Below are 13,019 nucleotides of genomic sequence, written 5' to 3' on the forward strand. Positions count from 1 at the left end.
GCGTCACCGGGCAACCTACGACAAGACCATTGGTCAAAGGGGGCTTGCACAGTGACGAAAGGTGAAAAGCAAAGCTTCAAGGACTTCACGAACCAGAAGCAACTGCGGTTGACGGAAGACCCGAACTACCCCGTGCAGAACCTTTCGGGGGACGAATCCACCGACAACCGTCAATATGTCACCGAACCGATTGAGAACGCTCAAGCGTTGGTTGCCACGCAGGCGAACAGCGGGATGTTCATGCATCCGATGCACGATGTCACCCAGACGGAACAGATCAACGGGGACCAAGTGCTGGAGCAACTCCAAGTGCAACTCGACGAGTTTGAGAAAAACTTCGAGCCGGACGGTCAAGTCGACCCGCGCGAAGAGCAAAACTCCTAAGAGAGTACGCAAAAAAAGACCGGGGCCTGTGCGGGCCCGGTCTTTTTTCTGTTTTCTATGGTTGTAGGAGGGTTCCGTGGTCGATGAGTTTCTTGGGATACGCGCTGGACAGCGGGGAGAAGCGAATCACGTCGCCCTTGTTCGTGGTGATGATGTAGTCGGTTCCTGACGAGGGATTGGCGAGAATGTGCGTGGCTTCGTCGTTCGGGTGCAGGGCGTAGAGTTTCTTGAGCGGTTGATTCCAGAAGCCTGGGCCACCTTTGATCGAAGAGATGTACAATTTCGGGGAAAAAGGGCCAATCGCGATCTGCGGTGTCCCTTTGTACGAAAGACCCATTACGGGAAGGTCCGGGTCGTGCGAGTCAAACAGCAACGCCGTCACCGGGGTGTTGTCGGCCATCACATTCTCCGAATAGCCCACATCAAACGTTTCTCCGCGATCACCGGACATCGCCATGCCCCTCTTGGTTCCTACACCAATCCAGCGGTCGTCTTCGGGATTGGCGGCGAGAGAGAGGATTTCATCGCCTTCAAGACCTTTGGCGGCGACATGCGTCCACGTTTTGCCTTCGTCTTGGGTGTAGGTGAGGCCGTTTTTCAACGAGTAGGCGTAGATCGTGTTGCCGTGCAACGAGGCGGCGAGGAAGTCGAACTTCAGGCCGCTTGCCCCGATTTTTTCAAATGTTTTGCCGCCGTCGGTGCTTTTTTGCAAACCGTCGTTTCCTATGTATAGGGCATCGTGAGCGGCGGTGAAGCCGGAGATTCGCTGTTGCTTCTCAGGCTTGACCCAGCCGGTTTCGTCTGAGTAATGCAGGATTCCCGTATCCGTCGCGAGGTACAACGTCTTGCCGTCCGGTGAATAGGCGAGACCTTGTATAGGATCGATCTTGTTCCCCTCGTTGAGCCCCGAATAGACAACCCCCAACACTCCGAGCCCCAACACTCCGCCCAGTACCCATCTACTCCATCGTTGCATACGACACGCCTCCCTCGATCTACATGTTCTTACTTAGTTGGAACCATTTTACGTTTTTTCGTTACAGGGTATAGAATATTAAAAAATCAGAAATTACCTCTAGGCAAAGTACATCGTAAGGATTATGATTTATAGAAAGCGGTTTCAGTAAATAAAGTGAAACAAGCTTTGCACGCACATACAAAGGGAGGCAAGACTCATGAGCAAAATGCGCAAGAGCAAGTTGTTCAAATCAGTGCAAACGGTTGCGCTGTTTGCGACCGTGGCAATTCCGTATGCGGTGTTCTCGAATCCCGTGTACGCAGCATCCAACGACAACAACGTAGAGTGGAACGGGTTGTTCCACGACCAAGGCCCGGTCTATGACAGTGCGCCAGAGCCGACCTCCACACAGAGCATCACCTTGAAATTCCGCACGTACAAAGGCGACATCACATCGGCTACGATCAAATACTACGACTCGGGAGACAGCGCGTTCCACACCGTCCCCATGAGTTGGTTGCAAAACGACGCAACCGGAATCTATGACATCTGGCAAGGCACGCTCCCGGCGAGTGCTTCGGCGAAATACTATCGCTTCCAGATCACCGACGGCACCAAAACCGCTTGGTACAATGCGGCAGGCATCTCCAGTACGGAGCCGACCTCGGGCGACTTTTACGTACTCCCGGGCTTCAAAACTCCGGATTGGATGAAAAACGGCGTCATGTACCAGGTCTTCCCGGACCGCTTCTACAACGGCGACACGACGAATGACGTACAAACGGGCTCCTACAGCTACAAAGGCACTCCGACGGAGAAAAAAGCGTGGGGCGCTTCGGTCTATGGGGATACAGGCTATGACAACAACCTCGTGTTCTTCGGCGGCGACCTGGCGGGCGTCTCGCAGAAGATGAGTTACATCAAACAAACGCTCGGTGCGAACATCGTCTATCTCAACCCGATCTTCAAAGCACCGTCCGTTCACAAGTACGATACCCAAGATTACATGACGGTCGATCCGGCGTTTGGCTCGAACACCACCTTGCAGAACTTGTCCTCGACGATCCACAGCACGACGAACGGACCGAAGGGATACCTCGTGCTCGACGGCGTGTTCAATCATACGGGAGATGCTCACCAGTGGTTCGACAAGTACAACAATTACACGTCGACCACGGGGGCGTATGAGTCGACGTCGAGCCCGTACTCCAGCTACTACAACTTCTCGGCGTGGCCGAACACGTACGCGAGTTTCATGGGCTTTGATACGCTGCCGAAGCTCAACTTCGGGGCGTCGGGTTCGACGGTGCGCAATGTGATGTATAACAACTCGACCTCGGTGGCCAAGACCTATCTCTCGTCGCCGTATTCGATTGACGGATGGCGTTTGGACGCGGCGCAATATGCTGATGCAAACGGCAACAACGGTTCGGATGCGACGAACCATAACATCTGGACGGAGTTCCGCAACGCCGTGAAGTCCACGAATTCGAACGCGGCGATTTTCGGTGAATTCTGGGGCAATGCGAATCCGTGGACGGCAGACGGCAAGCAGTGGGACGGTGCGACCAACTTCGACGGGTTCACACAGCCGGTTTCAGAGTGGATCACGGGCAAGGATTACAGCAACAACGCGGCCTCGATCACCGCTTCCGGATTTGACTCCTGGTTGAAAGGAACGCGCGCCAACTACCCGACCAATGTCCAGCAAGCGATGTCGAACCACTTGACCAACCATGACATCACTCGATTTGGCACGCGTGCGGGCGGGGATATTTGGAAAACGTATCTGGCGTTGTTCTTCCAGATGACGTATGTGGGAACGCCGACGATCTACTACGGAGACGAGTACGGCATGCAAGGGGGCGCAGACCCGGACAACCGCCGCACGTTCGACTGGGCACAGGGCTCCACCGCGAACTCCGCTGTAGCGTTGACGCAGAAGTTGATCGGGATTCGCAACCAGTACCCGGCTCTGCGCACCGGTTCGTTCATGACGCTGCAAACGGACGACATCAACAAAATTTTCTCCTACGGGCGTTTTGACAACACGAACCGCATCGCCGTGGTTCTGAACAACGACAGCGTCACGCATTCGGTCACCGTTCCGGTGAACCAGATGAGTGTAACCAACGGCTCCACGCTCACAGACAAGATCACCGGCACGACGTACACGGTGTCCAACGGCTCGGTGACGTTGAATGTACAAGGCCACTACGGCGCGATTCTGGTGCAGTAGCGTTCAAAAAAAGCCTTCGTCCTCTCAGGAGGTCGAAGGCTTTTTTCTACGTGATCGGCAGTTCGGGGGTGTAGATGTCGTCGCTGAGGTCCGAGATCAGCGGCGAGACTTCGCCCGTATGCAAGAGCCACAGGTGGTGCAAGGCGCGTGTGCAACCGACGTACAGAAGTTTGGCATCCTGCGGGTTCAATTCATAGCGGGTGGAGTCCACGTCGGTGAGCAGGACGGCGTCGAACTCCAAGCCTTTGGAGAGGTACACAGGCAGAACGGAGAGTCCACCGCGGTACTGACGTTGGCCGGAGTGGATCAGCGTCGTCTCGATGCCCTGCTCGGCGAGGTACTCGTGAATTTCGCGGGCTTCCTCATCCGTGCGGGCGATGACGGCGACGGTGGAGGACTCTCCGCTGCGCAAGTGTTCCAGCGAGCGGCGGATGGTTTCCAGACGGTGGTCGGGAGTCACAGCGTGAACGACCACTTTTTCCCCGGAGCGGAAGACCGGCTTCGCCAGCGTCACAGGCTCGCCGGAGCGCTCCAAGATCACATTGGCAAAGTGAATGATCTCCATCGTGGACCGATAACTGCGGTCCAGTCGGAAAAACGCGCTGTCGTCCTCGCCGAACAGCCCCAGAAACTCTTGCCAGTCGCGGATGCCTTGGTAGGCGTGAATTCCTTGCGAGAGGTCGCCGAGGATCGTGAACGACTTGCCGCGTGTGCGGTCGTTGAGCACAGCAATTTGGAACGGTGAGAAGTCTTGCGCTTCGTCGATGACCGTGTGGTCGAACACGTCGTTGCCGTCGATGCCGTGCAAACGGTCTCGGATGTAGAGCAGCGGGGCGAGGTCTTCGAGTTCGACTTTCTTTTTCTTGAAGCTCTTGGCGGAAGACTTGCGCAGAGCTTCCGGCATCTCTTCCAATTCGGAGACGAAGAGCTTGTACAGGGTGAACGGCGTGTGCGCGGGCCAGAGTTTGAAGTAGGTTTTGAGTTTGGCACTGCCCGACTTTTTGTAGTCTTTCTTGAGATGAACTTCCCAGACTTTGTCGAGCTCCATCTCCATCCAGCGCTTGATGCGGGCGTGGACACGCTCACGGCGTTTGGCGAGCGGGTAGTGTTTGTATTCGGTGTGGAACCACTCGCGGACCGTTCGGTGGCGAAGCGTTGCGCCCTCCCACGGGGTGAAGTCGGCCTCGGGGACGAAGGTCGTTTCGTAAGCTTGCAACTGTTCGTCGAGCAGTTGCTTGAAGTGAAGCGAGCCTTTCCAACGACCGGGTGCTTCGTTCGTGAGCGTCGGGCGGTTCTCGCCGATGGCGAACCATTCGGTGAGACGCTCGGCGGGGTCGGTCATGGAGACTTCTTGGTCGAGCAGGTCCAGCGTCCAATCGGTGAATGTCGTCTGTTGGATGCCGCCGACGCCAAGTTCGGGCAGGACGCTGGAGATGTAGTCGAGGAACATGGAGTTGGGCGCAAAGATAATCATGCGCTCGGCCCGGACGTTTTCGCGGTATTGATAGAGCAAGAACGCCAATCGGTGCAGGGCGACGGTCGTTTTTCCCGAACCGGCGACGCCTTGGATGACGAGGGCGAGGTTTTTGGCGGAACGGATGATTTTGTCCTGCTCTTCTTGGATCGTGGAGACGATGTCGCGGAGTTTGTTGTCCTTGTTCTCTCCGAGGCGGTAGAGCAGGAATTCATCGGCGACGGCGAGGTTTTCGCCGCCTCGTTCGTAGGCGTCGACCACGCGTTGGAGAATTTGCTTGCGGATGACGAGGTTGCGTTTCAGATAGATAAGTCCTTGGATGAGGCCGTCGGGGGAGTCGTAGGTTGCGGGTTCATCCCCGCCTGTGAACGAGTAGAACATCGAAGCCACGGGAGCGCGCCAGTCGATGACGAGCAGTTCGCCCGTTTCGATGTTCTCCACGCCGACTTTGCCGATGTAGAGCGGAACAGGTTGGTCATGACCTTCCTCTTCAAAGTCCAGCCGTCCGAAGTACGGCTCGGGACCTGCGATCGTGAGGGCCTGACGCTGGGATTCGCGGATGTTGTCCAAGGCTTGCTCGGTCAGATCATCTCCGTAATAGCGCGGAATCCCTTCGAGGGTCTGCAATTGGCTTTCAATCTCGGCAGCCGTTTTTTCGAGCCGCTGCAGCTCTGAGTTGTAGGCACTTTGAATCTCAGGTTCCAAGATCAGTTACCTCCATTTGAGAGTATTTCGCCCCACTTGCAGACGAGAGGTTCCCAATATATCACAGGGAAAGGTTGCAGGCAAGGAGCGGAAGGGGTACGATGAAGAGTAGGACACAAGGCAGACGGGAGGTGAAGGGCCTCTGGAACTTGGGGAACTGAAAGCCATGCAATTTCGGGAAGCGGTGCGTCGCTATCGAGATGTACAGGGCACCTCGTCCCCCGAAGTAGAATTTTCGCACAACTGGCCGAAGCATGAACATCTCGACCGGGATCAGTTGCAGTGGTTTTTGTATTGGCGGTCGCTCTGGGAGCGAGGATATGTGCGAAAGACGAGCCTGTCTTACATGAATCTTCATATCTTTGAACTGTTGAGTTTGGAATATAGGCAAGACCCGCAGTTGGCGGTGGAGAGGCTGGTCGAGTTTTACAACGACTTCCACGACATCCAGCCGAGGCTCGATGTCACGGTCGTGCGCTGGATTGGCGACTTCTACCTCAAGATGGGCGAAATCGACAACGCGTTGTATTGGTACACGCACGGCACGGCCGGGGACCTTTTTGAAAAGTTGTCTTGGTACCGCTTCGGGCACCGCGACATCCCGCTTTCGTTTTTGCAAAAAGTGGCGGGGGTGCCGAAGTCGCAGTTCTATCGGGAGCACATGCCGGGAATTGAACCGGAGATCGAGCGGCTGATGCAGGCGGCGTTTCGGAAGTTTTATGAGATCGAAGGGATGCATCCGTTGGATAAGTTTGCTCGGTATACGGATGAGCCGACGATCTATCTGTTTTCGAACACGCCGATTCATGAGAAGTATTACCTCGACGGGTTTCGTCGGTATGAGCAGGCGGGCACGTTCGTGCATTTCGTGAAGCATGCGCTTCGCTATGCCGAGAATTTGTTGCGGCGTGTGGAGAAAAAGCCTCGTTTGAAATGTGACGAGTCGCTGGCGCTGTACTTCCAGGACTTGGAGTCTGACTATCCGGTGCCGGAAGTGCCGGAGAAAAAGAAAGAGCCTCGCGAGGGCAAAGCGTCGGGAGTTGCAACTGAAATTGTGCAACCGACGCTCACGGTCGAACTGCCGGAGGAGCCTGTGGTGCTCGATCTGTCGAGGGTGCAGGCGTTGACGACCGAGACGGAGTGGCTCGTGGACATGATGCAAGAGGAGAATTCCGCCGAGGAGCCGTTGATGCGGGAGGCTCCCGTGGTTTCGGCGGTTTCTACGGTTTCTGTTACGACTCCCTCTCCTGCGCTTTTTTCAGATATAGAAGCGGGAGAATTGGAGGAGTTTTTGGAAAACCTGAATGGTGGAGAGCAGGCGTTTCTGCGACATCTCGTCGAGAGCGGGGAGCGGGAACGCCGCCGCTTGGCCGAATGGTTGAAACTCAAGCGGATGTTCCTCGACGCCACGGTGATGAAGCTCAACGAAAGCGCGATGGACGCCGGGTTCGAGCCGTTGCTGGAAGACGACGAGGACGAGGTCTACATCGCAGAGGAGCACGAAGCGGCCCTGAGAGAGTGGGCGTCGCGTGGATGACAGGAGGAGTGAACGGCAGATGAGTCAGATGGTGAACAGCAAACTCACGCGCAAGGCGGCCAACGCAATCATCCAATCGATGGGCGGCGGGGTCGTCCCGCAAGAAGGCATCGAGCACGTGGTCGTCGGCCGCGTGCGGGAGATTCGGCAGTTGGTGGAGGACTTGAACCTGACTGCCGACGGGTTGTCGTGCATGAAGTTTTTGATCGGCGACTACGGGACGGGGAAAAGTTTCATGGCCACCCTCACCCGCTACATCGCCTACCGTGAGAATTTCGTGGTCGCTTACACCGATCTGACGGCCAATCGCCGCCTCTACGCCCACGACGGCAAAGCGGTCGCGACGTACTCCGACCTGATCCAGAACCTCTCCACGAAATCAAAGCCCAACGGCAATGCCCTGCGTTCGCTCATCGAGCGCTGGCTGTCCGATCTGCAACAGAAAGTTGCGGTGGAGCAAGAATTCGACGGCGTCCCGGATGCAACGGACGCTCGCTTCACCCGCTTGGTCACCGCCGAAGTGCAGAAGGTCATCCATGAAATTCAGGAGTTGTCGGGCGGGTTCGACTTCGCGACGGTGCTCGGGAAGTACTACCAAGGCTATTTGAGCGGGGATGAACAAGCGCAGGAATACTCGATCAAGTGGCTGCGCGGGGAGTATCGAACCAAGACGGAGGCGCGTGCCGACCTTGGCGTTCGCGAGATCATCAACGACGACAATTGGTTTGATTATGTGAAGGTCTTGACGAAGTTCATCACGTCGATCGGGTATCGCGGTTTGCTGGTGCTGTTCGACGAAGCGATCAACTTGTACAAGATCGACCACCCGCAAGCGCGCAGCAAAAACTACGAGCGGGTGTTGGAGTTTTACAATGAATGCACGCAGGGCCGCGCGACGAATCTCATGTTGATGTTCATGGGGACGACCGATTTCTTGGAAGACGAGCGGCGTGGGTTGTTCTCGTACAAAGCGTTGAAGTCGCGGTTGCAGACGAACCAGTACGAAACGGAGCAATTCCGCGATTTGCGGCAGCCGGTGATCAAACTGGCCCCGCTGTCGGCGGAAGAACTCTACGTCCTCTTGCAAAAAATGCGCGATGTCTACGCCGCGCTCTACCAAGTGGACGACATCACCCGGCTCGTCACCGACGACAACATCCTCGAAATCGTGCAAAAAGCCCTCGCGAGACCGGGCGGCGTGCAGTTCATCACCCCGCGCGAGTTGATTCGGGAGTTTATCGGCATCCTCAACCTCCTGCACCAAAACCCCGAGATGGATCGCGGGACGATCTTCCAAGAAAGATTGGAACTGGCGCAGGCGGAGACCCGCAGGTTTACGGGGCGGATGTTGGAGTAGTTCGCGACACGTTGACAGTGTAAATGGTGCATTGTAGGATAAAACGTATACGTTTCGAATGCAAGAGGTTCCTACCTCTGAAGAAAGAGACCCTATCCGCCAGCTCACAGGGTCTCTTTCTTTATTTCCGGGATAAAATGATAGAGAGCATTGTGCTGGTAATTTGCGACTCCATTTAAATTCAGGAGGTCTCCCCATGACCTTTCAACTTCTCAGCCCCACGTTGCAAAAAATCGTCTGGGACATGGAATGGCGCCGGTTCACGCCGATCCAAGAACTCTCCATCCCCGCGATCCTCGACAAAAAACATTGCCTCCTCATGGCGGGCACAGCTTCGGGCAAGACGGAGGCTGCTTTTTTGCCTGTGTTGAGTTTGTTGGAACGCGAGGGCGTGAACGGGTTGAAAGTCCTGTACCTGTCCCCCTTGCGCGCGCTGATCAACGACCAGTTCGAACGCATCGAACGCTTGACGGAGCGCCTCGACATCCCGCTGCTCAAGTGGCACTCGGACGTCTCTCGTTCGAAAAAAATGACGTGGCTCGCCAACCCCGGCGGCATCCTGCAAATTACGCCGGAGTCGCTGGAAGCCCTGCTCGTCAACCAGACCGACCGCATCCCCGACTTGCTGCGCGAAGTCGAGTACATCGTGATCGACGAACTCCACGCCTTCCTCGACGGGGACCGGGGCTTGCAAGTTCAATCTCTGCTCGCCCGCATGCGCCGCTATATGAAACGAACCCCCGTCATGATCGGCTTGTCCGCGACGATTGGGGCACCGGAGGTGGCACAGGCGTTTTTGCATCCGGAGGAACCGGAGGGAGTCGAGGTGATCAATCCGGGGGACGGCAAGCGGCAGATCTTCCTGCAAGTCGAGTTCTTCCCCAAGCAAAACGGAACGTTCCCACCTGCGCTCATCTCCGACCTCTACGACTTGACCAAGGACAAAAAATCAATCCTCTTCGCCAACTCCCGCGGTCAAGTTGAAGAGCTGACCCACCGCCTCAACGAAACGGGCCGCACGCTCGGGGGACCTACGTATGTGCAGAAGTACCACGCGCACCACTCTTCGCTCGACAAGTCGGAGCGCGAATGGGTCGAAGAGCAGATGAAGACCTCCCGCCAACCACTCTCCGTCGTCTCCACGAACACCCTCGAACTCGGGATCGACATCGGCTCGCTCGACCTCGTTGTTCAGGTGGACGCGACGCACTCCGTCTCGTCGCTCAAGCAGCGTCTCGGACGCTCGGGTCGTCGGGAGGGCACCGATTCCTATCTGATGATGTACGCGACGGAGGACGAAGATTTGGTGCAGGCGGTGGCGATCACCGAACTGCTTTTTGAAAAATGGATCGAGCCCGCCGCGCCTCGTCGGATGACGTATGACCTGCTGTTCCACCAAGTTCTCTCGCTGTGTACGGAGCAGCGCGGAGTGTTTCGCGATGACTTGCTGGGCGAGATCGCCGAGAATCCAACGTTCGCGCATCTGCCGACTCCGCGTGTTCGTGAATTGCTGGAATGGATGCTCGCCGAGGACTGGTTGGAGATCGTCGAAGGCAAGTGCATCCCCGGCACCGAGGGGGAGAAGCTCGTGCGCTCGCGGGACTTCTATGCCGTTTTTCAATCGCCCGCTCTGTACAAAGTCTTGCACGGCGCACGGCAAGTCGGCACCATCGAAGCGAATCCGCTGGTGATGGTCGGCGAATCGCTGTTGCTCGGCGGTCAGATGTGGTCGATCACCTCCCTCGATGAAAAAAGGGGCACGGTCTACGTCGAGCCCGCTTATGACGGGAAAAAGCCGATCTGGTTGTCCGGCTCCCGCTACATCCACCCGCAGATTGCCGATCGCATGTACGCGGTCTACACGGCTGCTGAAGATCTGGAATACCTGAGCCCGCGGGCGTGGCACCGTCTCAAAGACGTTCGCAACATCGCGGCGACTTTGGGCTGGACGTCGGAAGCGCGGGTGATTCAAGAAGGGCAGCGAACCCTAACGTTTTACGACTTCGCAGGGACTCGCCGCCAGAACGCGATGGCGACGCTCTTGCGCGGCTGGTTGCGCGAACAGGAGTCCTCGCTCACCGTCAAACAAAGCCCGTTCTCCCTCGCCATCGAAGGCGGCGAAATTGAAAAAGGACTCGCCAAGCGAGCCCTCAACTTCCTCACCGACACCCTCCGCCGAGGCAACGAGGAAAAATACCTGCTCATGGGCCGCGGACTCGAACCGGAGAAAAACCCGCCCACCAAATTCGCGGCGTACCTCCCGCGAAACTTCCAACTCTGGATCGAAGACGAGATCGTCCGCGACCTCGACGGACTTCGCGATTGGCTGTCCGTGCAGAAGTGGAAGATCCACCGCAACTGAGCGTGAAAAAAAGCCCGAACCGCCAAAGCGCGGATCGGGCTTCTTTTTCATGAACTTGGGTTACAGGCTTTGCAGGTGGTACAAAAGTTCGGATGGTTCGAGACGCACGGTGAAGTCCGGATCAACGTGCGAATACCGGATGATGCCGTCCTCGTCAATCATGATCGTCGCGGGAACCGGCAGAATCCAGCGCTCCGAGGCGTTGTACTCGGTGAGGTCGAGCGGGAAGGATTTGTACATGTCAATCAGGTACTCCGGCACGTCATACAGCAAGTTGTACTTGGCTGCGACCAACCCGCGTGTGTCGCTGACGACATGGAAGTTCAGTTCCAACTTCTCCGTTTGAGAGAGTGTGTTGTCCGGGCTCTGCGGCGAGATCGCGATCAATTGAGCGCCCAGTCGCTGGATGTCGGGCAGGATTTTTTGGTAGGACAGCAGTTGGACGTTGCAGTACGGGCACCACGCACCACGGTAGAATTGCAGGATGACCGGGCCTTTTTTCCACTCGTCCGACAAGCGGACCGGTTGCCCCAATGCATCGGTCAGTTGGAAATCGCGCGCCTTGCTCCCGACTTCCAGACCGGTGGCAATGCCGGAGGATTGCAGGTCTTCGATGATCTTAAAGAGAATGCCGTGTACCTCCACAGGGGTTTTTGCAACAAAGTCCGCACGCATCTGTTTCAATTCCAAGTTCAAACTCATCGAGGGTTCTCGCTCCTTGTAAAAGGGAATGAGAATAGTATAACGTTTTAAATGGACGAAGTCTTTCCTTTTGTTAAAATGCCCTCGCCAGCATCTCCGCGACAACTTGCGGAGCCAACGCACTCTGCGTCAAGAACGACAGCACCACGGGGAAATCACGGCCCTTGATGCTCGCGAACGGCGACAGATCCTTCGCCAGCGTCCACGTGCCCTCGGCCGTCTCCATCTCTTGCAACTGCCTCACAATCTCCTCCAGCGGCGGGTGCCCGTAATAATGCCCGTTCGTACTCCCGCTGAATGCAAACCCCGGTGCCCGCCACGCAAACGGCGTCTCCGCCCACATGTAGCCGGGGTACCAGAGATCGTAGTACGTGCCCTGCGGACCTTCGACGGAGACGAGATGTACTTTATCCGGATCGAGCTTGTGGCGAACTTGCGGGAGGAGCAGCGCAGCATCGGTCAGCAACGAATTGAACGCAGGGATGTGCAACGCACGCTCATACTCTCCACGAACCGCATCAGCCGGGATGTGATAAAGCACGAAATGCTTCCCAAAAACTTCACGCCTCACCCGCCCCGACTCCACCAGTTCCAACGACCGATCCACCACCGCATAGACGTCCTGCGCTTTCGGGTCTTGCGCCAAGTCCGACTCCAACAAACGAATCAGCAACTCAAACGCATCCTCGTAAATCTTGCGAATGTCCACTTTGTCCGCCTTCGCTCCAAAAATGAACTTCGTCAACGCCTGGTATGCCACTTGCGCCGGGCGGTCTCCCCAACCCATAAAATCGCCCATCTCGGCAATTTGCACAATGGTTTCTCGATGTTTCAGGGCAAACTCACTATGTACCAACGTGAAGATCGACAGCACACCGTCGCAATCCAAATGGTTGTTGATCGCCAACTCCCAGCCCTCCGTCGAATGGGCCGCGACGAACTTCATGCAGATCTCCGTAGACGTGTTCGCTTTGAATTCCTCAGGCGTCCGATTGGGAATCCAATGGCTCAACTCCATGTCCACGCCCTCGCGGTACGTACTGTCCGCCGACCCGTCGGCGAAAATCGTCTTCGCACTCTGCGGACGAACGTCCGAACTTCCAAGCACAAAAAATTGCGGTATCATCAACCGGGTCCTCCTCTTTTTGTGACTTTCTATACATGTAAGTATAAGATCTTGATTTCCATAACACAACACCTTTTGTTATAATAACCAAGGAATGCCACTGCAGGAATCTCGCGGAGGCTTGCCGAATATATAGCGTTACAGAGCTAAAGTATTGCCTCGCTGACGTATCAGA

General features: G+C 56.3%; 9 protein-coding genes. 5 read left to right on the forward strand and 4 right to left on the reverse strand.

The window, feature by feature from the left end:
- The first annotated feature begins 51 nt into the window (after positions 1–51).
- The gene (locus JJB07_RS03600) at positions 52–384 is read left to right on the forward strand and encodes a hypothetical protein (RefSeq protein ID WP_201631195.1); all 333 of its coding nucleotides are present in this window, start codon (positions 52–54) and stop codon (positions 382–384) included.
- Between the two features lie 55 nt (positions 385–439).
- Here JJB07_RS03600 and JJB07_RS03605 read toward each other — a convergent pair whose 3' ends face one another.
- On the reverse strand, positions 440–1,360 hold the full coding sequence (locus JJB07_RS03605) for a WD40/YVTN/BNR-like repeat-containing protein (RefSeq protein WP_201631197.1): 921 nt from the start codon (positions 1,358–1,360) through the stop codon (positions 440–442).
- A 199-nt stretch (positions 1,361–1,559) separates the two neighbouring features.
- On the opposite strand from JJB07_RS03605, the gene JJB07_RS03610 reads away from it, so the two are divergent.
- Positions 1,560–3,581 carry a glycoside hydrolase family 13 protein gene (locus JJB07_RS03610; RefSeq protein ID WP_201631199.1) on the forward strand — a complete coding sequence of 674 codons (2,022 nt, stop codon included), beginning with the start codon at positions 1,560–1,562 and terminating at the stop codon, positions 3,579–3,581.
- Positions 3,582–3,627: 46 nt separating this feature from the next.
- On the opposite strand, the gene JJB07_RS03615 is transcribed toward JJB07_RS03610, so the two are convergent.
- Positions 3,628–5,760, reverse strand: a complete 2,133-nt coding sequence (locus JJB07_RS03615; protein ID WP_201631201.1) for a HelD family protein — start codon at positions 5,758–5,760, stop codon at positions 3,628–3,630.
- Between the two features lie 166 nt (positions 5,761–5,926).
- Here JJB07_RS03615 and JJB07_RS03620 point away from each other — a divergent pair, with 166 nt between their 5' ends.
- The 3 genes from JJB07_RS03620 to JJB07_RS03630 all read left to right on the forward strand — a co-directional run bounded on the left by JJB07_RS03620 (position 5,927) and on the right by JJB07_RS03630 (position 11,016).
- Positions 5,927–7,297: a TerB N-terminal domain-containing protein gene (locus tag JJB07_RS03620; RefSeq protein ID WP_201631204.1), complete on the forward strand. Its 1,371-nt coding sequence runs from the start codon at positions 5,927–5,929 to the stop codon at positions 7,295–7,297.
- A gap of 19 nt (positions 7,298–7,316) precedes the next feature.
- A complete protein-coding gene (locus JJB07_RS03625) occupies positions 7,317–8,654 on the forward strand; it encodes an ATP-binding protein (RefSeq protein ID WP_201631206.1) in 1,338 nt (445 codons plus the stop codon).
- Positions 8,655–8,850: 196 nt separating this feature from the next.
- On the forward strand, positions 8,851–11,016 hold the full coding sequence (locus JJB07_RS03630) for a DEAD/DEAH box helicase (protein WP_201631208.1): 2,166 nt from the start codon (positions 8,851–8,853) through the stop codon (positions 11,014–11,016).
- A gap of 60 nt (positions 11,017–11,076) precedes the next feature.
- On the opposite strand, the gene JJB07_RS03635 is transcribed toward JJB07_RS03630, so the two are convergent.
- Both JJB07_RS03635 and JJB07_RS03640 read right to left on the reverse strand, forming a co-directional pair.
- Positions 11,077–11,718: a peroxiredoxin-like family protein gene (locus JJB07_RS03635; protein ID WP_201631210.1), complete on the reverse strand. Its 642-nt coding sequence runs from the start codon at positions 11,716–11,718 to the stop codon at positions 11,077–11,079.
- A 73-nt stretch (positions 11,719–11,791) separates the two neighbouring features.
- The gene (locus JJB07_RS03640; RefSeq protein ID WP_201631212.1) at positions 11,792–12,844 is read right to left on the reverse strand and encodes a DUF6687 family protein; all 1,053 of its coding nucleotides are present in this window, start codon (positions 12,842–12,844) and stop codon (positions 11,792–11,794) included.
- Positions 12,845–13,019: the final 175 nt, after the last annotated feature.

Source organism: Tumebacillus amylolyticus, from assembly GCF_016722965.1.
Lineage (GTDB): Bacteria > Bacillota > Bacilli > Tumebacillales > Tumebacillaceae > Tumebacillus > Tumebacillus amylolyticus.